20 protein-coding genes are annotated in these 21,538 nt (G+C 71.7%); 10 read left to right on the top strand and 10 right to left on the bottom strand.

What is annotated here, in order from left to right:
• Nucleotides 1–30: 30 nt before the first annotated feature.
• Nucleotides 31–642, bottom strand: a complete 612-nt coding sequence (locus tag ACZ6MZ_RS23245; RefSeq protein ID WP_469353993.1) for a TetR/AcrR family transcriptional regulator — start codon at nt 640–642, stop codon at nt 31–33.
• An 89-nt stretch (nt 643–731) separates the two neighbouring features.
• Between ACZ6MZ_RS23245 and ACZ6MZ_RS23240 the strand changes: the two genes are divergently transcribed.
• The 5 genes from ACZ6MZ_RS23240 (at nt 732) to ACZ6MZ_RS23220 (ending at nt 6,372) form a co-directional block, all read left to right on the top strand.
• Nucleotides 732–1,532: an SDR family NAD(P)-dependent oxidoreductase gene (locus ACZ6MZ_RS23240; RefSeq protein WP_469353991.1), complete on the top strand. Its 801-nt coding sequence runs from the start codon at nt 732–734 to the stop codon at nt 1,530–1,532.
• Between the two features lie 324 nt (nt 1,533–1,856).
• A complete protein-coding gene (locus ACZ6MZ_RS23235; protein ID WP_469353989.1) occupies nt 1,857–2,678 on the top strand; it encodes a hypothetical protein in 822 nt (273 codons plus the stop codon).
• Between the two features lie 55 nt (nt 2,679–2,733).
• Complete coding sequence (locus ACZ6MZ_RS23230) at nt 2,734–3,945, top strand: hypothetical protein (RefSeq protein WP_469353988.1); 1,212 nt, start codon at nt 2,734–2,736, stop codon at nt 3,943–3,945.
• Nucleotides 3,946–4,047: 102 nt separating this feature from the next.
• The gene (locus tag ACZ6MZ_RS23225; RefSeq protein ID WP_469353986.1) at nt 4,048–4,911 is read left to right on the top strand and encodes a class I SAM-dependent methyltransferase; all 864 of its coding nucleotides are present in this window, start codon (nt 4,048–4,050) and stop codon (nt 4,909–4,911) included.
• Nucleotides 4,912–5,112: 201 nt separating this feature from the next.
• Nucleotides 5,113–6,372 carry a serine hydrolase domain-containing protein gene (locus tag ACZ6MZ_RS23220; RefSeq protein ID WP_469353984.1) on the top strand — a complete coding sequence of 420 codons (1,260 nt, stop codon included), beginning with the start codon at nt 5,113–5,115 and terminating at the stop codon, nt 6,370–6,372.
• Between the two features lie 10 nt (nt 6,373–6,382).
• On the opposite strand, the gene ACZ6MZ_RS23215 is transcribed toward ACZ6MZ_RS23220, so the two are convergent.
• Genes ACZ6MZ_RS23215 through ACZ6MZ_RS23200 form a run of 4 tightly spaced genes read right to left on the bottom strand, consistent with a single transcriptional unit; the run spans nt 6,383 to nt 10,580 of the window.
• On the bottom strand, nt 6,383–7,054 hold the full coding sequence (locus ACZ6MZ_RS23215) for a response regulator (protein WP_384330067.1): 672 nt from the start codon (nt 7,052–7,054) through the stop codon (nt 6,383–6,385).
• Nucleotides 7,051–8,445, bottom strand: coding sequence for a sensor histidine kinase (locus ACZ6MZ_RS23210; protein WP_469353983.1), 1,395 nt, complete (start codon nt 8,443–8,445; stop codon nt 7,051–7,053). The genes ACZ6MZ_RS23215 and ACZ6MZ_RS23210 overlap by 4 nt, the downstream gene beginning before the upstream one ends.
• A 10-nt stretch (nt 8,446–8,455) precedes the next feature.
• On the bottom strand, nt 8,456–9,619 hold the full coding sequence (locus tag ACZ6MZ_RS23205) for an acyltransferase family protein (protein WP_469353981.1): 1,164 nt from the start codon (nt 9,617–9,619) through the stop codon (nt 8,456–8,458).
• Nucleotides 9,612–10,580, bottom strand: a complete 969-nt coding sequence (locus ACZ6MZ_RS23200; protein ID WP_469353979.1) for an alpha/beta hydrolase — start codon at nt 10,578–10,580, stop codon at nt 9,612–9,614. Before ACZ6MZ_RS23200 ends, ACZ6MZ_RS23205 begins: the two co-directional genes overlap by 8 nt.
• A gap of 226 nt (nt 10,581–10,806) precedes the next feature.
• Here ACZ6MZ_RS23200 and ACZ6MZ_RS23195 point away from each other — a divergent pair, with 226 nt between their 5' ends.
• The 3 genes from ACZ6MZ_RS23195 to ACZ6MZ_RS23185 all read left to right on the top strand — a co-directional run bounded on the left by ACZ6MZ_RS23195 (nt 10,807) and on the right by ACZ6MZ_RS23185 (nt 14,019).
• Nucleotides 10,807–10,998 carry a DUF1059 domain-containing protein gene (locus tag ACZ6MZ_RS23195; RefSeq protein ID WP_384185441.1) on the top strand — a complete coding sequence of 64 codons (192 nt, stop codon included), beginning with the start codon at nt 10,807–10,809 and terminating at the stop codon, nt 10,996–10,998.
• A 105-nt stretch (nt 10,999–11,103) separates the two neighbouring features.
• A complete protein-coding gene (gene recQ / locus ACZ6MZ_RS23190; RefSeq protein WP_469353977.1) occupies nt 11,104–12,990 on the top strand; it encodes a DNA helicase RecQ in 1,887 nt (628 codons plus the stop codon).
• A gap of 108 nt (nt 12,991–13,098) precedes the next feature.
• Complete coding sequence (locus ACZ6MZ_RS23185) at nt 13,099–14,019, top strand: DEAD/DEAH box helicase family protein (RefSeq protein ID WP_469353975.1); 921 nt, start codon at nt 13,099–13,101, stop codon at nt 14,017–14,019.
• 25 nt (nt 14,020–14,044) lie between these two features.
• On the opposite strand, the gene ACZ6MZ_RS23180 is transcribed toward ACZ6MZ_RS23185, so the two are convergent.
• Both ACZ6MZ_RS23180 and ACZ6MZ_RS23175 read right to left on the bottom strand, forming a co-directional pair.
• Nucleotides 14,045–14,620 carry a histidine phosphatase family protein gene (locus ACZ6MZ_RS23180; protein WP_384185433.1) on the bottom strand — a complete coding sequence of 192 codons (576 nt, stop codon included), beginning with the start codon at nt 14,618–14,620 and terminating at the stop codon, nt 14,045–14,047.
• Between the two features lie 107 nt (nt 14,621–14,727).
• Complete coding sequence (locus ACZ6MZ_RS23175) at nt 14,728–16,164, bottom strand: aminotransferase-like domain-containing protein (RefSeq protein ID WP_469353973.1); 1,437 nt, start codon at nt 16,162–16,164, stop codon at nt 14,728–14,730.
• On the opposite strand from ACZ6MZ_RS23175, the gene ACZ6MZ_RS23170 reads away from it, so the two are divergent.
• Nucleotides 16,163–17,068, top strand: a complete 906-nt coding sequence (locus ACZ6MZ_RS23170) for a DMT family transporter (protein ID WP_469353971.1) — start codon at nt 16,163–16,165, stop codon at nt 17,066–17,068. The two genes, ACZ6MZ_RS23175 and ACZ6MZ_RS23170, sit on opposite strands and share 2 nt — an antisense overlap.
• Before the next feature lie 28 nt (nt 17,069–17,096).
• Here the strand turns inward: ACZ6MZ_RS23170 and ACZ6MZ_RS23165 are convergent, their stop codons facing one another.
• Nucleotides 17,097–18,338 carry a glycoside hydrolase family 10-like protein gene (locus ACZ6MZ_RS23165; RefSeq protein WP_469353969.1) on the bottom strand — a complete coding sequence of 414 codons (1,242 nt, stop codon included), beginning with the start codon at nt 18,336–18,338 and terminating at the stop codon, nt 17,097–17,099.
• A gap of 213 nt (nt 18,339–18,551) precedes the next feature.
• Between ACZ6MZ_RS23165 and ACZ6MZ_RS23160 the strand changes: the two genes are divergently transcribed.
• A complete protein-coding gene (locus ACZ6MZ_RS23160; protein ID WP_384185594.1) occupies nt 18,552–19,412 on the top strand; it encodes a 3-hydroxybutyryl-CoA dehydrogenase in 861 nt (286 codons plus the stop codon).
• A 59-nt stretch (nt 19,413–19,471) separates the two neighbouring features.
• Here the strand turns inward: ACZ6MZ_RS23160 and ACZ6MZ_RS23155 are convergent, their stop codons facing one another.
• Together ACZ6MZ_RS23155 and ACZ6MZ_RS23150 are read right to left on the bottom strand one after the other, a co-directional pair.
• The gene (locus ACZ6MZ_RS23155; protein WP_469353967.1) at nt 19,472–20,014 is read right to left on the bottom strand and encodes an NUDIX hydrolase; all 543 of its coding nucleotides are present in this window, start codon (nt 20,012–20,014) and stop codon (nt 19,472–19,474) included.
• A 63-nt stretch (nt 20,015–20,077) separates the two neighbouring features.
• Nucleotides 20,078–21,418, bottom strand: coding sequence for a transcriptional regulator (locus ACZ6MZ_RS23150; RefSeq protein ID WP_469353965.1), 1,341 nt, complete (start codon nt 21,416–21,418; stop codon nt 20,078–20,080).
• Nucleotides 21,419–21,538: the final 120 nt, after the last annotated feature.

Below are 21,538 nucleotides of genomic sequence, written 5' to 3'. Positions count from 1 at the left end.
CGACGGAACCACCCGCCGGCCCGGAAACGGTCACGAGGCAGACGGCCCACCGCGACTGGCTCCCGCGAAGATCGCGACCATGCCGGTGACTTCATCGGTGACGCTGCGGTGCCATACGTAGCGGCCCTGGCGGCGGCGGCCCGCGACGATGCCGTGGAGAGCAGTCCACAACTGCTCGGCCCGCTCCAGGGCACCCGCTTTGTCGTCGACCGCACCGGCGGCCAGCAAGTCGTCCGCCATGGCCGCGACGTGCTCCTCCAGTGACGCACGGACCGCATCGGTTCCCTTGAGCCAGTCGATGCTCTCGAAAAGCAGCTGGTACGGGCCTTGGTGTGCGAGTCCCCAGTTCACAAAGGCCAGCGCGAACGCGTCGAGCCGCTCGCGGGACGGCCCGGCGGCGGCCGTCGCGGCCTCGATCTGGGTACGGGCATCGGTGAAGTGCTGTTCGAGTACGGCCTCGATGAGTGCGGTCCACGAGTCGAAGTGCAGGTACACGGCAGTCGCCGAGACGTTGCACGCGCGGGCCACGGCACGCAGCGAAGGGGCGGGAGCCCGGGGGGTCTCCTGGAGCATCGCCGAAGCGGCGTCGATCAGGGCCTGGCGCAGATCGCGGCGGCCTCCGCCTGATGTGTCAGCGGTCATGCGCCGCCCTCTCTCAGCTGCTGCCCGGTTGCCGGTTAACAGGTGTCAATGTAGCGTGGTTAACACCCGTCAACCTGATGAGGAGTCTCATGACACGGACCACAGTCGTCACCGGAGCGAGTTCGGGGATAGGCAAGGAGTTCGCGCGCCGCTTCGCGCAGCGCGGCGATGACGTGGTTCTCGTGGCCCGGCGCCTGGAGCGGCTCGAAAGCCTGGCCGTGGAGCTGCGCGAGCGGTACGCGGTGACGGTGACGCCCGTCCCGCTCGACCTCACCGCACCCCGCCCGGGCGCGGAGCTGCACGCTCGGCTCGCGGAACACGGAATCGTCGCGGGCGCGCTGGTGAACTGCGCGGGCTTCGGCAGAACCGAACTGTTCTCGGACGCCGATGACAGCGACATCGCGGACCAGCTCGCGGTCGGCGTCACCGCCCTGGTCGATCTGACGAAAGCCTTTTACGCCGACCTGCAGGACGCCGAGGCGGGTCTCCTCATCAACGTGGCCAGCATGACGGGCTACGCGCCCATCCCCGGGATGGCCGTCTACGCGGCGGCGAAGGCATTCGTGATCTCCTTCACCGAAGCCTTGTGGGTGGAGGCCCGCGGCAGCCGGCTGCGCGTCCTGTGTCTCTCACCGGGAGCAACCAGCAGCGAGTTCTACACCACCTCGGGCACCTCCACCGAAGGCATCCGCTTCCAGACTCCCCGTCAGGTTGTCGACACGGCCTTCCACGCACTGGACACCAGCCGGCGCCCCACCATCGTGTCGGGCCGCGCCAACGCCCTCCTCGCCGGCCTCATGCGCACGCTGCCCAAGAGGCTCGTCCTCGCCCTCGCGGCACGCCAGGCACCCAAGCCCGCCGCCGTCGCCGCAGCCCGAACGCGCCACTAGAGGCCGGGTGCGGGTGGCCGTACGACAGCAGGCCGCTACTCCGGCTGTGTCACAGTCAGCGCCCACCGAATCGTCTCTGCCGAGGCGTCAACAGCCACAGAGAAAGAACCCGGACGGACCACGCCGGGATCACGCGGCGGGCCGCCGGGCTGCTGGGTTTCGCCGTGCCGGCGATAGTGGCGCTCACGGCGGACCGGCCGGTCGGCGACTATGTCCTGGCGGGCGGCTGGCTCGTCCACGCGGCCTGGGACTTCGCCCATTACCGCGCCGACAGAATTGTCCCGCGAGCCGCTGGACGCTCACCGGCGTGGAATGCTCTGGTCCGTGACCGACTCGACTCCCTATGACGACGAACGCGGCTCGTACTCCCGGGAGGCGCTGGCCCGCCTGGTGCTCTCCGATCGGGCGTCAGGTCTCTCCGAGGCCGCCGGCGGCCTGGCGGTCACCCGCTACGACAGGTACACCGGCCCCGGCGGCCGCGTCAGCGAGGCTCTGCAGCTGGCCCGGATCGCGGAACGGCTGCTGGCCGGCGCTGTGGTGTACGAGCGGGAGCGCGGCAGCTCCTGGGAGGACATCGCCCGATACCTGGATGTCGAGGCCGACGTGGCACAGGAGCGGTTCTCTCCCGACTTTGAACGGTGGAACGCCGCGTTCGATGTGCCCTACCGACTCGATGAGACCGGCGGCAAGCGCATTCCCCAGCTGCCCACCGCCGCCTACGACCCCCACAGCGCCTGTAGACGTCTCGACCTCTGGGCCAACGTGCGCCTGAGTTTCGACGACAAGCATGCCGTGAGCGCCGGGCTGGGCGCTGACGTGCGGGCGGACGCAACGGCTGGGCCGGCACAGTACGAGATCGACGGTCGGATAGGGCGACGGAACCTCGAAGCCTTCCTGGCCCTGCTGTCGCAGTACGTCGGCCAGGACCCCGACGAGGCGGACTGGGACATCGTGAAGCTGGGCCTTGAGACCACCGACGACGAGGACCCGGGGAGCTGGTACTCGTTTCCCATGGTCGGTGTCTCTCAGTCACTTGAGATCCGGCTGGCGAACGCGGTCGGAAGTGACGTGCTGTCCGTCGTCGTCGGCGGTGCCGACTCGGCCGTACTGCGTCTGAGAATCGACACGCTCCTGGCTGCCCTCTGATCTTGGTCGGCGGCGCGGTCTGGTGGAATGGGACCGGCGGGCGGAAACTCCGGGGATGAGCGCATTACGGGTGGGCGAGGGGGGCGGGTCGGATCGCCGGGCCGCCAGGGGGCCGGGCGGGCGGGAGCGCGGCGGGCAGGCCAGTGTCGACTGGGGCCGCTGGTTCGGCCCGGCCGGGCGGACGGACTATGACCGGTACGCACGTCAGTACGTCCAGCGGCTGCTTGACGAGGGCCGGATCGAGGAGCTGCGGTCGGCGGCCCTCACCGGTACGGCCTTGGCCCGCGCACGGCTCGCGGAGTTCTACGCCGCGCAGGGCAGGATCGAGGAGCTGCGGGATCTCGCCGGCACCGAGAACGCGCGCCTGGCACTCCTGCTGGCCGGCACACTGGCCGACACGATGGCCGGGCAGGACGGCCTTGAAGCGGCGGTCGCCGTGCTGAAGGTGCGCCTGGAGATCCGCGAGAAGGACGCCCGTGACCAGTTGATCGAGCTGCTTCGCGCGCAGGACCGGGTCGAGGAGGCCGTCACCTTCCTCCAGGCACGCCCGGATGAGAATGACTACGCCGGATGGCACCTGCTGGTCCATCTGCTTCTCGTCCAGGTCCGTATCGAGGACGTACGGGCGATGGCCGGCGACAGCGCGCGTCCTTACGCCCGCTCTTCGGTGGCGGACATCTTCGCCGAGCAGGGCAGGATCGAGGAGTTGCGGGCACTCGCCGCTCCTGGCCATACGGGTCTCGCTCTCCTGCTGGCCCGCACGCTGGCCGGGCAGGGACGCGTGGATGAGGGAATCGCCGTGATGCAGGAGCGCGTCGACGCCAACGAGGAGTACGCCCGCGACTGGCTGATCGATCTGCTGGTGGAGCAAGGGCGCGCCGATCAGGCCGTGACCGTCCTGGAGGGCATGCCGTACGCGCCGTACACATCGATCTCCACGGCCCCTATCAACGTGGCCCGGCTCCTGGATGAACAGGGCCGCGCCGAGGACGCGATCAGAATCCTGCGGACCCGCGGGCCCGCGCCTCGGCAACTCGCCGCGCTGCTGGCCGGGCAGGGCCGTACCGACGAGGCCGTCCAGGTCCTCGACCGCGCCATGGCCGACGCCAAGCACTCATCCGTCATTGAGGAGTTGGCCGAGGTCCTGGCCGAGCTGCTCATCGAGCACGGCCGGATCGATGAGCTGCACACCCGCGCCGAGACGGGCCACCGGGCATTCGGGAGGCGGCTGGCGGCGTATCTGGCGGAGCCCGGCCGGACCGGTTGAGCGCGTGGTCACGGTGGCCAGCCATGGAATGATCGGCCTGGTGCACACGCCGCGTACGGTGCGTCCGCACGAGGAGAAGCGGAAGAAGGAGCGGAAGTCGGCATGCCCGAGGGCTGGGAGTGGGACGAAACGCTGTTTCTGGGTTCGGCCCGCTACTACCGGCGCGGGAGGCTTCCGTACGCTCCGGGCCTTCCGGACGTGCTGGCCGAGGCTCTCCCGCTCGACGGCCGGGGACGCCTGCTCGACGTGGGGTGCGGACCGGGCACCCTGGCGCTGAGTCTGACGCACTTGTTCGGCGACATCGTCGGCGTGGACGCGGACACCGGGATGGTCGCCGAGGCCGAGCGCCGGGCCACCGAGGCAGGCGTATCCGGCAGAACGCGCTGGGTCCGGGCCCGAGCCGAGGAGCTGCCCGCGGACCTCGGGACGTTCACCGTCGCGACCTTCGGCCAGTCCTTCCACTGGATGGACCGTGACGCGGTGGCGGCGACCGTGAAGGGCATGCTCGGGCCCGGCGGGGCCTTCGTACACATCTCGGATCTGCAAACGGAGACCCTGTCCGTCGAGGGTCTCCCGTATCCGGCGGTGCCCTACGCGGCCATCAAGGAGCTGACCGAGCGGTACCTCGGGCCGGTCCGGCGGGCCGGCCGTGGGGTGCTGCTCCACGGCACACCCGGTGGTGAGGCCGCCGTGCTCACTCGCGCCGGGTTCGTCGGTTTTGAGCGGCATGTCGTGCCCGGCGGGCAGGCTCTGGAACGCTCTTGCGCGGATGTCGTCGCATGGGTGTTCTCGACGTCGTTCTCCGCACCGCATCTGTTCGGCGGGCGTCGCGACGACTTCGAGGCAGACCTCGGCCGGCTGCTCCGGGAGGTCTCCCCTGCGGGCCGGTTCTCCGAACGTCAGCCGAGCACCGAGGTCTTCGTCTGGCGCAAGCCCGCGCCGGCGCCCGGGCGGCCTCCGGCGTAAGCACGGCCGGCGGGGCGACCCCAGAGGGCGCGACCCTAGGGGGCAACCCTGACAACTCGCCGTTCGGGCAGCCCAGTTGGCCGGGGACTCACCGGGGTCGGCGCCGTCCTTTGCGATGATCCGGGGCGTCGGTGCGCTCGGCAGGATGAACCGCGTACGGAACTCCGTACGGACAAACCGGTTCACACCACGGAGCGTCTCTTGAGGATCCGCATACATACCGCCCTGGCCGCCACCCTCGCGCTGGGCCTCGGCGTGGGCACGTCGGCCGCGGCGCCCGCCCTGGCCGCAGAACCCGGCGCCCGGGTGGCAGCCGCCCAGGTCGCAGTGAGTCCGTCGCACGGACCGGACCGGGAGGCTTTGCAGGCAGCCCTTCTCGGGCTCCCTGACACGAACGCGACCGCGGCCCTCGTACGCGTCGGCGGCCACGGAAGCTGGCGCGGAAGCGCGGGGGTGCACCATCTGGGGGGAGACCGCAGGGCTGTCGAAGGGGCTCGCTTCCGGGCGGGATCCACCACCAAAGTGGTCACCTCGGCCATCGTGCTGCAACTCGCCGCGGAGCGGAGAGTAGATCTCGACGGCACCGTCCAGAGGTATCTGCCGGATCTGTTGTCGGACGCCTTCGAACCGATCACCGTACGGCAGTTGCTCACGTTCACCAGTGGGCTCCAGCCGGGTGCTTCCCTCGGCCCGGAGAACGCCGAAGGGTACGAGAACCGGTTCACGACCCTGCCCCCCGAGGACGTCGTCGCGGCGTCCGTCGCCAAGGGCCCCTACCGGGGACCGGGCGAGGGCCCGGGCAAGAAGCAGCGCTATGCGAATATCGACTACACCGTCCTCGGCATGCTGATCGAGAAGATCACCGGCGACTCTTACGAGCACCAGGCGCAGGCGCGTATCTTCCGGCCGGCCGGCATGCGGGACACGTCGTTCCCAGGCGGCCCCGACCCGCGCATCCACGGCCCGCACAATCGGGGCTACCAGAAACTGGCGGACGGCAGGGTCGTGGACGCGACGGAGTGGAACATGTCGGACCGGTGGGCGGCGGGTGACATGATCTCCACCACCGCCGACCTGGAGAAGTTCCTCTTCGCGCTGTTCAAGGGAGAGCTCGTCCCTCAACCACTCCTGGAGAGGGAGATGTTCACCCTGCCGGATGTCGAGGGCGCCGAGATGAGCGCGGGACTGCAGTGCTTCGACGCGGGCGACGGACAGATTCTCTGGCTCAAGTCAGGATCCCGGCCGGGCTACAGCACCCTCCTCGCGGCGACCAGGGACCTGTCGAGGACCCTGGTCTACTCGGTCAACGCGCTCGACGCCAAGGCCGAAACCATGAATCCGGTCGGCGAGCGCATCGTACGGGCCACCTTCATGCCCACCGGTGGTGGCCCGTGCGTGTCCCAGAAGTCCCGTGTCCAGAAGTCCCGCCCCGCGCTCGACGCCTTCCGGACGTTTCAGTAGCCGGCCGGGCTCAGTAGCCGGCCGGGCGGACCAGGCCCGATTCGTAGGCGAAGACCGCGACTTGGGTGCGGTCCCGGAGGCCCAGCTTCACCAGGATCCGGCTCACATGGGTCTTCACGGTCTGTTCCGCCACCACCAGACGCACGGCGATCTCCGCGTTCGACAGGCCCTGCGCGATCAGTGAGAGGACCTCGGTCTCGCGTTCCGTCAGGTCGCCGACGCGGTCCTTGAGCGGCGGGCGCGGGGCGCCGGTCATGCGGGAGAACTCGGCGATGAGGCGCTTAGTGATGTTCGGGGCGAGCAGGGCGTCGCCGGCCGCCACTACCCGTACCGCCTGGGCGAGTTCGGCGGCCGACGCGTCCTTCAGCAGAAACCCGGACGCGCCCGCGCGCAGCGCCTCGTACACGTACTCGTCGAGATCGAAGGTGGTCAGTACGAGGACCTTGACGGTGGCGCCGGGGGGTTGGGTGATGCGGCGCGTCGCCTCGATACCGCCGAGTTCGGGCATCCGTATGTCCATCAGGACGACGTCGGGGGCGAGTTCGGCGACCTTGGCGAGGGCGTCGAGGCCGTCCACGGCCTGGCCGACGACCTCGATGCCCGGTTCGGCGTTGAGCAGCACCGTGAAGCCCTGGCGGACCATCATCTGGTCGTCGGCGATCAGCACGCGGATGGTCGTCATGGGGTGTCCTCAACAGAAGCGGCAGGGGCGGCGGAGGCGGCGGGCGCCCCGGGGGTGGCAGGCGCGGCAAAGGGCTTCGTGGGCAGCATCGCGGTCACCTCGTAGCCGCCGTCCCGCGTGGCCCCGGTGGCCAGCTCGCCCCCCAGCATCGCAGTGCGCTCGCGCATGCCCAGTAGACCGTGGCCGGCGCCCGGCGAGGGTGCGGCGGGGCGGTCCGGCGCGGTGTTGGTGACCCGGACCGTGACCCCGGACGCGTGATAGCCGATCTCCACCCGCACCTCCGCTCCCGGCGCGTGCCGCATCGCGTTGCTGAGCGCCTCCTGAACGATACGGAACGCCGAGAGATCGAGGCCCGGCGGCAGCGCGTGCGGCTCCCCGGCGATCTCGGTGGTGACCCTGAGCCCCGCGCCGCGCACATTGCCGACCAACTCGTCCAGCCGGCCGAGGGTGGGCTGCGGGGCGTGCCGAGCGCCCTCAGCCACGGCGTCCTCCGAGCGCAGGACGCCGAGCACCCGGCGCAGTTCGGTGAGCGCCTCGACGGCGTTCTCCCGTATGCCCGCGAGGTTCTCCTTCAGCTCCTCGGACGGGTTCTCGACCAGGTGCGGGGCGACCTGCGCCTGGATGGAGATCACCGACATGTGGTGGGCGACCACGTCGTGCAGCTCGCGGGCGATCCGGTTGCGCTCCTCCAGGAGGGTGCGCCGGGCCCGCTCCTCGGTGGTGATCTCTTCCTGTACGACCAGTTTCGTACGGGCCACCTGGAGGCCGCGCAGCGAGGCGCCGACCACCACGGTGATCGCGAGGACCGCGATGGCCAGGTAGGCACCGGTGTCGCGGCCGGAGAAGAGCGGGCCGGAGAAGAAAGGACCGGCGACGCGGGGGCCGGCGACGAGCGCGCCGCAGACCTGGCCCGTCAGCACGCTGATCACCAGTACTTCGGCCGCGACCCGGGGGCGGGCCCGCAGCGCGACCAGGAACAGGACCCAGGCCAGTACGGCGAGTTCACCGCCGGTCCAGGGGAACACCGTGCCGACGGCGGCGTCCGCGTCCACGGACAGCGCGATCACGGCCAGCACGACCGTCGACGCCCACCAGGCCAGGATCGGGCGGAACAGCGCGACGACGACCGCCGCCGACTGGATCCCGGCGAGCAGCAGGGCGACCCGTACGTCCATCCCGAAGTCACCCACGTACTGATTCGCGTTGGCGACGACCAGGAACGCCGCGCACAGCACCAGCGGCACCACGAACGCCGGCAGCCAGTCCAGCCAGCGCGGCCGCCCCACGCGCGGCAGCGGATCGGCGGCCGCCGTCCACAGGTCCTCGCGCAGGGTGCGCGGCACCGCCCGCGCGACCTTCACCAGCCGCTTCGCCACGCCGTGCCCCTTCACACGCTGCACCTTAGGCACGCCGCACCGCCTTCTCCAGGGCAGGACGTCCCTCGCGCACGATCCGGCCGTTCTTTCGCGGCCGCCCCTGTTCGTACGTACGGAACGCGGCCCAGCAGATCAACAGCGCCACGGCGAAGACCGGCAGCCAGGCCAGCCGGCCGAGCACCCAGCCCACGGAGTCGGGCACGGTGTGCAGTCCTGGCAGAGCCTCGCCCGCGAGCAGGCCGGTCGCGGTGACCGCCATCATCGCGGTCTGGTGCCAGAGGAAAATGGTCATCGCGGAGAGGTTGACCAGTGCCACCGCCGCCCAGGCGGCGGGCCGCGCGAGCGCCCGCCGCAGCGGGCCGAGCAGCAGCAGGGCCGCTCCGGACTGGGCGAGGCCGAAGGTGACCGCCGCGAGGGTGGGCGGGTTGAGGTTGGAGATCCCGGCGCCGGGCACCCCGACCATGGCGGCGGGGTAGCCGGCCCACAGGACCAGCCCTGCGGTGGCGGCCGCGCCGCCCAGCAGCAGCGCCCATCCGGCGGTTCGGCCCGGCAGGCCGCCCCGGGCCCAGACCGCGCCCAGGCAGTACGGCACCAGCCAGCCGGCCGCCACATTGATCCAGCCGAGCCAGGAGGGGCCGCCGAGGCCGAACCGGAACAGGTCCACGTGCAGGACCACCGCGAGCGCCCACAGCGGGTGCACCCTCGTGACCAGCGGGGTCGCCGCCGTCAGTGCCGCGAAGACCAGCAGGAACCAGAGCGGCGAGAGGACCAGCTTGCCGAGGGTGTGTACGGTCTCGAAACCGGCCCCCGTCGCCAGCATCGCGCCCGCCGTCACGGTCCACACCACCAGCACCGCGGCGACCGGTCTGAACAGCCGGGCCATCCTGGCGCCGAGCCACTGCCCGTACGTCGTACCCCGGGCGCGGGCCGACGCGTAACTCTTCGCGCCCATGTGCCCGCCCACCAGGAAGAAGACGGCGAGGGTCTGGAACACCCAGGATATGAAGGCCAGTTGGGGCATGAACTGGAGCGGGCTCGCCGCGCGCACCGTGCCGCTGTCGGCGACCAGGGCGGTCACCAGCCAGTGACCGAGCACCACGCCGAGGATGGCGAAGGCGCGCAGGGCGTCGACGGCACGGTCCCGGTGGGGCGGGGTGGCGGACTCGATCCGCCGGACGAGCTCACGCATGACGGCCCTCCTCGGAACCTGTCTCTCCGGAGACGATCAGGGCGATGTTCCGCAGGGATACGGAACCGGGCTTCAGGTAGTCGCTGTGGCCGCCTGCGCCCGCGTCGAAGACGCGGGCACCGAACCCCTTCGACACCGGGTCGGCCCCGAACCCGAGCGTGGCGAAGGGCAGTTGGAGCCGCGCATGCGGCACGTCCGCGATCCAGTCGCCGGCGCCCCGGCCCGCCCAGACGGTGGCCCGGGTGTGAAACCGGCCGACGTGGTCGACACCGGTGCCGGGGCTGCCGCACAGGACGATGTCGGCGACCCGCAGGCCCGGGGCGGCCCGGGCGCAGACGACCGAGCCGTAGGAGTGGCAGAGCAGCGAGGTCCGGGCGGCGGGCTTGGCCGCACTCAACTCCCGTACGAACGTACGGAGTCGAGGGGCCGCGTCGTCGGCGAGCGCGGGCGTCAGCACCTCGGGGCTCACCGTGCCCGGTGTCGGGTAACCGAGCCAGGCGACGACGGCGGCCCTGCCGCCCAGCGCCTGCTGGAGCGCCCTGGCGCCGGTCCTGAACCGCTCGTACCGGTCGAGGCCGGTGTCCGAGCCCGGCACCAGCACGGCGATCCGCTCGGCCTGCGACAGGTCACCGAAGACCTCGGCGGTGCGGCCGCCGTCGCGGCCGTCGAAGGCGAGGAAGTGGCGTGCCGGGTCCGCCATGGCGCGCAGCACGGCGGCCCGCCTCCGGTCGCCGTGGCCCGCCGCCATCCGCTCGGCCGCCCGGATGCCGTCGCGGTGGGCGGCGTACCGCTCGTCGAGGGCGGCGGGGGTCGCGGCCCGCAGCGGGGCAAGCACGGCGGGGGCGGGCGCCGGGACGGCGGCCGGGCGGGCAGCGCCCGACACCGGGACGGCCACCGAGGCGGTGACGAGTATGGCGAGCAGGGTGCGGCGAAGGCGGCTGTCGCGCGGGCGGGACGCCATGGAGGGTGGTCCTTCCGTACCGGAGGTGTGCGGGGTGTGCGGGGTTTCCGGTACCGAAGGTATGAATCACGTCGTGTGGTCGGCGTCCCCCCGGGGAGTGCACCTTCGCCATAGCTCCGAAGTACTACGGGTAGCGGTCCGGACTCCGGGAAGCGGTCCGGACTACGGGTTCTCCGTATGGCGCCGAGCGGACATACGGGTTGACACTGGTATGAGGAGGTGCATCATGCGCAAGACAGCCGACTGCCGGGATTTTCCCAGTGAAACGAATTGCACCCTTGCCATATCCGGTGAGGAGGACGAAGTCGTCCAGGCCGCCAGTGAACACGCCGTGTCGATGCACGGGCACACAGACAGCCCGGAGCTTCGGCAGCAGCTCAGGTCCGCGCTGAAGGACGAGATGCCGCAGCACGCCTGAGAGCCCGAGTCGCGGCGGCGCGGTGCGGCGCGGATTCCGGCGCCCCCGGGTTCCGCATTCCGGATCGAACGGATCGGGGCGGCGGGAGCCTCGTAGAATCGCCGGATGAGCGCTTCCGATCAAGACACCCGCCCGGAGACACCTCCCGAGAGCCATCCCGAGGGCCGTCCCGAGGCGAGTGAGGCGCAGCGCGTGCTGCACCGCGTCTTCGGATACGACTCCTTCCGCGGGAGCCAGCAGGAGATCATCGATCATGTGGTCGCCGGGGGCGATGCCCTGGTACTCATGCCGACCGGCGGGGGCAAGTCGCTCTGCTACCAGATCCCCGCGCTGGTACGGAAGGGCGTCGGCGTCGTCGTATCGCCGCTGATCGCGCTCATGCAGGACCAGGTCGACGCGCTGCGGGCGCTCGGCGTGCGCGCCGGGTTCCTCAACTCCACGCAGGATCTGGACGAACGGCGCCTGGTGGAGGCCGAGTTCCTCGCGGGTGAGTTGGATCTGCTCTATCTGGCGCCGGAGCGGCTGCGCGTCGAGTCGACGGTACGGCTGCTGGAGCGCGGCACGGTCTCCCTGTTCGCCATCGACGAGGCGCACTGCGTGGCCCAGTGGGGCCACGACTTCCGGCCGGACTACCTGGCCCTGTCCGCGCTGCACGAGCGCTGGCCCGATGTGCCGCGTATCGCGCTGACCGCGACGGCCACCGAGGCCACGCACACGGAGATCGCCTCCCGGCTCAAGCTCCAGGACGCCCGGCACTTCGTGGCGAGCTTCGACCGGCCCAACATCCAGTACCGCATCGCGCCGAAGAACGACCCCAAGCGGCAGCTGCTGCAGCTGCTGCGCACCGAGCATCCCGGCGACGCGGGCATTGTCTACTGCCTCTCCCGCGCCTCCGTGGAGAAGACCGCCGAATTCCTCGTGAAGAACGGGGTCGACGCGCTCCCGTACCACGCGGGGCTCGACGCCCGGATGAGGGCCGACCACCAGGCGCGCTTCCTGCGGGAGGACGGGATGGTCATGGTCGCGACGATCGCGTTCGGGATGGGCATCGACAAGCCCGACGTGCGGTTCGTCGCCCATCTCGACCTGCCGAAGTCCGTCGAGGGGTACTACCAGGAGACCGGGCGTGCCGGGCGTGACGGGCAGCCGTCCACCGCCTGGCTGGCGTACGGACTGCAGGACGTCGTCCAGCAGCGGAAGATGATCGAGACCTCGGAGGGCGACGACGCGCACCGGCGGCGGCTGAGCGCGCATGTCGACGCGATGCTCGCGCTGTGCGAGACGGTCGAGTGCCGTCGCGTCCGGCTGCTCGCGTACTTCGGCCAGGACAGCACCGCGTGCGGCAACTGCGACACGTGTCTGACGCCCGCGGAGTCCTGGGACGGCACGGTCCCCGCGCAGAAGCTGCTGTCGACCGTGGTCAGGCTGAAGCGCGAGCGCAACCAGAAGTTCGGGGCGGGGCAGATCACCGACATTCTGCTGGGCAAGAAGACGGCCAAGGTCATCCAGTTCGACCATGACGCGCTCAGTGTGTTCGGTATCGGTACGGAGCTGCGCGAGGCGGAGTGGCGGAGCGTGGCGCGGCAGCTGCTGGCGCAGGGCCTGATCGCCGTCGAGGGCGACTACGGGACGCTGGTCCTCACGGACGACAGCGGCGAAGTGCTGGGCGGGCGGCGTCCGGTCATGCTGCGGCGCGAGCCCGAGCAGGCGGCCAGGCCGGCGCGGGCGGAGAAGACGGCCAAGCAGCGTTCGGCGCCCGTCGATCTGCCGGAAGCGGCGGTGCCGGTGTTCGAGACGCTGCGCGCCTGGCGCGGCGCCACGGCGAAGGAGCAGGGCGTGCCCGCGTATGTCGTCTTCCATGACGCGACGCTGCGCGAGATCGCGGTCCTGGCCCCGTCGACGCTGGCGGAGCTCGGCACGGTGAACGGCGTCGGCGAGAACAAGTTGGCGAAGTACGGGGAGCAGATCCTGGAGACGCTCGGTACGGCGTGATCGCGGGACCGCCCTCGCGGGACCGTGCTCGCGGGACCGTGCTCGCGGAACCGTGATGGCGGAACCGTGATGGCGGGGAACGGTGGCACACGCGTGAGAATGACCGGCATGCCGCCGCGCCCCGCACCGACGCCCGCGTCCCCGCAGCCCGAGTCCCCGCTGCCAGTGCCCTCGCTGCCCCATGTCCTGTGGATCGGTGGCCCGCCCGGCGCCGGCAAGACGACCGTGGCCCGGCTGCTCGCCCGGCGGCACGGACTGCGCTGGTACAACGCCGACGCCCACACCTGGGAGCACCGCGACCGGGCCATCGCCGCCGGTCACCCGGGTGCGGTCCGGTGGGAGGCGCTGCCGCGCGAGGAACGCTGGTCCGCTCCCCCGGCGGAGCTGCTCGCCATGTCCCTGCACCATGAGCGCGGGCGGATGATCGTCGACGATCTCCGTGCGCTGCCCGCGACTCCGCTGACCGTCGCGGAGGGCACCCCGGTCACCCCGCCGGTGGTCGACGCGGTCGCGGGCGCGGATACGGGCACCGGCAGGGGCAGCCGCGCCGTATGGCTGCTGCCGTCGGTCGAGGTCCAGCAAGCCCGGCTCCATGAACGCGGCCTCGGCCTGCCGCCGGGCACGCACACGCTCTACCGGTCGCTGGCCAGGGAGATCGCGTCGGAGGTGGCGGAGTACGGCGCCAGGAAACTGGTCGTCGACGGGCGAAGCAGCGTGGCGCGGACGGTTGCGGCGGTCGAGAAGATCTTCGCCGACGCCCTGCGGGCGGGCCCGGTCGCGGCCACGGCGACCGAGCGCGGCCGTCTGCTGCGGTACGCCAACCGGGCCACGGTCTCGCAGTACGAGGCGTTCTTCGCCCGCCCGTGGTCCCCGGGGAACGCCGGGACGACCGTCCTCGCCTTCGCCTGCGAATGCGGAAGGGCCGGCTGCGAGGAAAACGTCAGAGTCACCGTCGCGGACTTCCCGCCCCCACCCGACACCGCCACGTCCCCACCACTCCTCGCCCCAGGACACCTCCCCGAAGGCTGAGCCCCCGGCGCTCCCGGGCGCTCGCTCAAGACCTGGCGTCCAGGCGGAGGGTCCAGCGGCCGGGGGCGCCGCTCAGGGTGACGGTGGAGAGGGGGCGGACGTCCACGGACCAGTACGCGCGGGGCGGGGCCTTCAGCGCGTAGATCAGGGCGGCTCGTACGACGGCCGGTTCGGCGACCGCGACGATGGCGGCGATGTCCTCGGCGGGGCGGGTGTCCAGCCAGCCGCCTATCCGGGAGATGAAGGCGAGCAGGGGCTCTCCGCCGTGCGGGGCCGAGCGCGGGTCGGCCAGCCAGGCGTCGAGGGCGGCCGGCTCGCGGGCCGCCACCTCGGCGAGGGTGAAGCCGCGCCAGCGGCCCATGTCGCAGTCCCGCAGGGCGGGCTGGACGAGCGGCGCGTAGCCCAGGGCGTCGCCGGTGGCGCGGCTGCGCAGCGTCGGCGAGCAGTAGCGGAGATCGGCGGCGGCCAGCGGGATCAGCGCGTGGGCGACGAGCTGCATCTCGTGCCAGCCGGCCTGGTCGAGGGGGCGGTCGTCGTCGAAGCGCTCGTCGAACAGGTCCGAGCTGCGCGCGGCGGCGACCAACGTGACCCGAACACTCATGGGCGTGATCGTGGGGCCGGAAGGCCGGTGGGTCAAGAGGCACTCGGCCCTGGCGGTGAAACGGTTCAGCATGCTCCGGCCGTTCCGGGGCCGCAGCCGCCGGGTGTTCAGCCGAGCGCCTCGTCGCAGGCGGTGCGCAACCGCCGTACGCCTTCGGTGATCTCGGCCGGGCCCGCTACCGCCGCGAAGCTCAGCCGCAGCTGGGCGGCCGGCGGTTCGGCGCTGAAATACGGGCGGCCGGGGGCGACCGCCACGCCGGCGCGCAGGGCGGCGGAGACGACGGCCTGTTCGTCGGTGCCGTCCGGGAGGCGGGTCCAGAGGTGGTAGCCGCCGGACGGGATGTGCGGGAGCGCCAGCTCGGGCAAGGCGGTGCGCAGCGCGCCGGTCAGGGTGTCCCTGCGGGTCTTCAGCTCGGTGGAGACGGAGCGCAGATGGCGGTTCCAGGCGGCGGATCCCACCAGCTCCAGGGCCGCTTCCTGGAGCGGGCGCGGCACGAAGAAGGTGTCGACGACATGGATGGCGCGCAGCCGTTCGAGCACCGGGCCGCGCGCCGCGAGCACCCCGACCCGCAGGCTCGGTGAGGTGGCCTTGGTGAGGGAGCAGACATGGACGACGACGCCGTCCGGGTCGTCGGCGGCGAGCGGCGCGGGCAGCGGGCCCGCGTCCGCGTGCACCATCCGCCGCGCGAAGTCGTCCTCGACGACAAAGGCGCCGGCCTGCCGGGCGATCCACAGCACCTCGGGCCTGCGGGCCGGGGACAGTACGGCGCCGGTGGGGTTCTGGAAGAGCGGCTGGCAGACGAAGACCCGGGCTCCGGTGGCCCGGAAGGCGGCGGCGAGCAGGTCGGGGCGTACGCCGTCGGGGTCCACCGGCACCGGCACCGGCCGCAGTCCGGCGGCGCGGGCAATGGCCAGCATCCCCGGATAGGTGGGTGATTCGACGAGGACGGGCGCACCGGGCGGCGCGAGTGCCCGCAGCGCGGTGGTCAGCGCGCTCTGGCCGCCGGCCGTGACCAGGACTTCCGCGGCCGTGCAGGTGTCGGCGATGCCCCGGGCGAACCATTCGCGCAGTTCGGGGAGTCCGTCGGTGGGTGGCCGGCCCCAGGCGCCCGGCCGGCGGCCGGCCCGTGCCAGGGCGGCGGCCATCGCCTGTTCCGGCTGGAGCGAGGGGTGCAGATAGCCGCCGTTGAACTCGATGACGCCGGGCGGCGGGGCGGCGAGGGTGACCAGGACCCCGGAGGCGTCGACGGCGCGCGGTACGAGCTCGGTGGCGGCGTCGGCGCTGAGGGTGACCTCCTGCCAGGAGGTGTCACCGGACGGCGGCGTCCCGGCCCTGGCGGCCGCGCGGAAGGCTCCCGCGCCGGGGCGGGTGACGACAAGACCCTCGGAGGCGAGCCGGGCGAGCGCGCGGGAGACGGTCACCGGGGAGACCCGGTAGCGCTCGACCAGCGCCCTGCTCGATGGCAGTTTCTCACCGGGTGAGTAGCGGTGCAGCTCACTCTTCAGGGAATTCGCCAGCTCTGCCACACTGCTACGCTCGTGCATGACAGTACAGGATAGCGCTACTCCCACCCCTGCGATAGCGGTCAGCGGCGCCGGCGGCGGCACCCTGCTCGCCTCGCTGGGCGTCGTCGCCTTCTCGCTCACCTTCCCCTCCACCGTGTGGGGCCTGGAGAGCTTCGGCCCCTGGTCCCTGGTCGCCGTACGGAGCGGGCTCGCCGCGCTCATCGCGGGGTGCTTTCTGCTGACGCTGCGCGTCCCGGTCCCCGACCGCCGGCACTGGGGCGGGCTCGCGGTGGTCGGCGGCGGGGTCGTGGTGGGCTTCCCGCTGCTGACGACGCTGGCCCTGGAGACCTCCACCACCTCGCACGCGGCCGTGGTGGTCGGGCTGCTGCCGCTCACCACGGCCGCGTTCGCCGCCGTCCGTACGGGCCGCCGGCCCTCCCGTACCTTCTGGTGCGCCGCGCTCGCCGGCGCGGCCGTGGTGATCGCTTTCGCGGTGCAGCAGAGCGGCGGGGCGCTCTCCGCCGGCGATCTGTATCTCTTCGGCGCGCTGCTGGTGTGCGCGGCGGGCTATACGGAGGGCGGCAGGCTGGCCCGGGTGATGCCCGGCTGGCAGGTGATCGGCTGGGCGCTGATCGGGTGCCTGCCGCTCTCGGTGGCGGGCGCGGCGCTGGCCCTGCCCTTCGAACCGGTGCGGCTGACGGCCCACGGGATGATCGGGCTCCTCTGGGTCGCGGCGGGCTCGACCTTCTTCGGCCTGTACGTCTGGTACCGCGGCATGGCGTCCATCGGTATCGCCAGGGCGAGTCAGCTCCAGCTCGCCCAGCCGGTGCTGACCCTCGTCTGGTCCGTGCTCCTGCTGGGCGAGCACCTCACGCCGGCCGCTCCGGTGGCGGCCGTGGCCGTGCTGGTCTGTATCGCGGTCACTCAGCGGTCCAGCGCCTGAAGGCTTCTGCGGGGCGAGCCCGCGTGACTCACCCCCGCAGCCGCGCCCGGGTGCCGTAGTGGTCCGCCACCACCCTGGTCATCGCCCCGATCGGGTCCGCGCCGACCTCCTTCGCCGAGAAGAAGCAGTGGCCGCGCACCCCCGCGTACTCCTTGGCCAGGGTGAGATGCCGGGACAGTTCGGCCGGGTCCTGCCAGGCGGCGGGCTGCGCCGGGTCGGCCACCTTGTAGAGGGCCTCACCGATGTACAGATCGACGCCCGTCCCCCGTACGACCCCATCCCACCAGTGCACCAGCTTCGCGTAGTCGGCCACGGCGAAGCCGATGTTCCAGTACAGCTGCGGGACGATGTAGTCGATCCAGCCCTGCTGGACCCACTTGAGGGTGTCGGCGTGCAGATGGTCGTAGGTCTGCACGCCGGCCTGGGTGTCGGAGCCGCGCGGATCGGTGGCGACGTTGCGCCACACCCCGAACGGGCTGATCCCGAAGCGCACGTGCTTCTTGACCTTCTTGATCTTCGCGGACATCTCCCGCACCAGCCGGTCGGTGTTGTCCCGCCGCCAGGCCGCCTTGTCCGGGAAGCCCGCGCCGTAGCGCGCGTAGGTCTCGTCGTCCTCGAAGACCTGTCCCGCGACCGGATACGGATAGAAGTAGTCGTCCCAGTGCACGGCGTCGATGTCGTAGCGCCGGACGGCGTCCAGCATCGCGTCCTGGACAAAGCTTCTGACCTCGGGCAGCCCCGGGTTGTAGTAGAGCTTCCCGCCGTAGGGAAGGATCCAGTCCGGGTGGAGCCTGGCGGGGTGCCGCTCCGACAGCCGCGACGGGTCGGTGTGGTTCGCGACGCGGTACGGGTTGAACCAGGCGTGCAGCTCCAGACCGCGCGCGTGCGCCTCACGCACCGCCGTGCCCAGCGGATCCCAGCCCGGGTCCTTGCCCTGGACGCCGGTCAGACACTCGGCCCATGGCTCGTACGGCGACGGCCACAGGGCGTCCGCGGTCGGTCTGACCTGGAAGATGACGGCGTTCAGCTTGCGGGCCACGGCCGTGTCCAGATGCCCGATCAGCTCGGCCCGTTGCTGATCCGCCGTCAGCCCCGGTACCGAAGGCCAGTCACGGTTGGCGACGCTCGCGAGCCACATCCCCCGCAACCGCGCGCGCGGAGTGTGAGGGCGCCCCACCGCTTCCGTGGCGACCGCGTCCCCCGAGGCCAGGACCGAGGCCACCAGTCCCGTCGCGGCCGCCACGAACGCTCTTCTGCCGATCTGTCCCATGCGATGTCCCTTGTCCGGTCCGTGCGGACCGCTGGACGATCACGGTCCGCCGTTCCCGCTGAGCATGCCCGCCCCGGCCCCGTGGCGCACCACCCCAGCGGAGTAACGTGCTGTCACCCTGGCGGAGTAACGTCCTGTCCCAGGCGGGCGCCGGAACCACACGGGGGACCTGCCGGGAAACGGACCAGCGAAAGGCACGAAGTGACCGACTCCCTGACCGATATCACCCGCGTCGGTGTGGTGGGCTGCGGCCAGATGGGCGCAGGCATCGCCGAGGTCGCCGCACGCAGCGGCCTGGAGGTGAGGGTCGCCGAGACCACCGGCGAGGCCCTGGAGATCGGCCGTACCCGCCTCCACAATTCGCTGTCGAAGGCCGCGGAGCGCGGCAAGATCACCGAGGCGGAGCGCGACGCGGCGCTCGGCCGGCTCAGCTTCACCACCGACCTCGGGGAGTTCGCCGACCGCGACCTGGTCATCGAGGCCGTCGTGGAGAACGAGCAGGTCAAGACGGAGATCTTCCAGGTGCTCGACCAGGTGGTGACCCGCCCCGACGCGATCCTGGCCTCCAACACCTCCTCCATTCCGCTGGTCAAGCTGGCCGTCGCGACCTCCCGCCCCGACCAGGTCATCGGCATCCACTTCTTCAACCCGGCCCCCGTGCAGCAGCTCGTCGAGCTGATCCCCGCGCTGACGACCTCCGACGAGACGGTCAGGCGGGCCGAGACCGTGGTCGAGAAGGTGCTCGGCAAGCACGCGATCCGGGCTCAGGACCGCTCGGGCTTCGTGGTGAACGCCCTGCTCATCCCGTATCTGCTCTCCGCGATCCGGATGTTCGAGTCGGGCATAGCGAGCCGCGAGGACATCGACAACGGCATGGAGCTGGGCTGCGCCCATCCGATGGGCCCGCTCAAGCTCTCCGACCTGATCGGCCTGGACACCGTGGCCTCGGTGGCCGACTCGATGTACATGGAGTTCAAGGAGCCGCTGTACGCCGCTCCCCCGCTGCTCCAGCGGATGGTGGACGCCGGCCGCCTTGGCCGTAAGTCGGGGGCGGGCTTCTACCCGTACTCCTGACGCGCCCGGACCGGCGGGCAGGGCCATGGCACCGGACCCGCCCCCGGCACGGACAGCGCCTACGGGGTGTCCTGGCCCAGCCGTAGGTGATGCAGCATCAGCAGCCCCGCCGCCATGCCGGCGGCCGGGACCTCACCCCGGGCGACCAGGTCGGGCACCAGCTTGAGCGGGATCCACTCACGGCGCGAGGACTCGAAGTCGTCCTCGGGGGGCCCGGTGTACGTGGCGTCCTGCGCCCAGTAGAGATGGTGCCGGGCGTCGGTCAGACCGTTGGACGGCTCGACCGTGAGCAGATGACGGAGGGGGCCGGGGCGCCACCCGGTCTCCTCCTCCATCTCCCGCGCGGCCGCGCTCTCGATGTCCTCGCCGTCCTCGACGACGCCCGCGGCCAGCTCCCAGCCCCAGCTGTCGGTGATGAAGCGGTGCCGCCAGAGCATCAGCACCTCGTTGGCGGCGTTGACCGCGGTCGCGACGGCGACCGGGCGGAGCCGGATGAGGTAGTGGTCCAGGTGCCGGCCGTCGGGGAGTTCGACATCCGCCAGATTGACGCGGAGCCAGCGGTTTTCATACACAATCTGTTCGCTTAACTTCGTCCACTGCACGTTTTTGCCACCTTCCGACAAGTTGATGGCAATATCGCAGCAGCACCTCACTCGGCGGGAGCCTCACAGGGGGACGCGCAGCGCCCCCTCGATGACATCGGCCGCTTCCCCGGCCACGGTGGATCCGCTGGCCACCAGCTGCTCACGCACCGCCCGCAGCCGGTCCCGCAGCCGCTGGGACTCCATGCCCCTCGCCCGCTCGGCCATCTCCCGCGCCGTCACCGCGGCCCGGTCGGGCTCGCCCTGCCGGAGCTCGATATGGCAGAGCATGGCGAGCCGGTGGACCCTGCCGCGGTCGTGCGCCGGGGTGTTGACGGCCGCCGCGGCGTGCACCCGCGCGGCCGCCGGATCACCGAGGCTGAGCAGCGCCTCCGCCACTTGTACGTTCACCAGGCCGGGCTGGACATAGCCCGTCTCGTCCGGCTCCCGTCCGGGCCGGATGCGCTCCGCCTCCGTCTCCGCGCGCCGGATACAGCCGAGCGCGCCGCCGCCGTCGCCGAGATGGGCGTACGACTTGGCCTGCATCGCGTACAGATCCGCAGCGAGCGCCGGGGTGATCCGGCGCCCGGCCGTCCGCAGCGCCGCCTCGGCGAAGGCGACGGCGAGGCGGTACTCCCCCATGAACAGCGACTGGTTGACCAGCAGCGCGATCACATAGGCGCCGAGCCCCCGGTCACCGCTGGCCTTGGCCAGGCGCAGCGCCTGATGGAAGTAGCGCTGGGCGAGTCCCTGGGCGTCGGAGTCGTACGCGCAGATGCCGGCCACCGCGACCAGACCGCCCGTGGCGCGGTGCAGCCGGCGGCCCAGGGCGTCGCTGCACCCGCCGCGCAGCAGCGGGGCGGTCTCGGCGTTGAGGAAGCCGACGATCCGGGCGCGGGTGGCGACCCCGCCCGTTCTCCGGTACATCAGTTCGTAGTGTGACCTGGCCGCCCGGAGCAACTCGATGTCGGCGGGCCCGACCCTGGTGCGGCCACCGCGCGAGACATCGGAGTCCTCCGGGGGGTTCTCCCACTCCCAGACGGGCATGACGGCCGGGGTGCCGGTGAGGGCGGGGGCGCCCACTATGTGCGGCCGCTGCTGTTCGTCGTGGCGCCACAGGGCGGTGGCCCGCTCGACGAAACCGGAGAGCGGGGTACAGCCGGGCACGAACGGCTCCCCGGGCACACCGAGCCCGATGTCGTCCAGGGTGAGCGAGCGGCGCAGCCGGTCGCTCAAAACCCCGCAGATCAGGTCGGGCACCTGGCCGCGCGGCCGCTGGCCCTTCAGCCACCGTGACACGGCGGTGTGTTCGTATCGCAGGGCAAGGCCCCTGGCCCGGCCCGCCTGGTTGACCCGCGCGGCGAGGCCGGCATGGGAGATCCCCGCCTCGTCGAGCAGGGAATCGAGCAGGGTGTTGGGCTGCATGTGCCCCTCCGGTGGCTCGGCACGCCAGGACCAGTAAAGCGGCAAACGCACGGGGTGTGAACGGAATGCCCGTATCCGCACCTTGTGCACTCTCCCGCCGGGACCGCCGGGCCGATTGAC

It is taken from the genome of Streptomyces sp. NPDC042201, from assembly GCF_055582185.1.
Note: the sequence above shows the minus strand (reverse complement) of the source record. Positions and strands in the feature narration are given on the sequence as shown.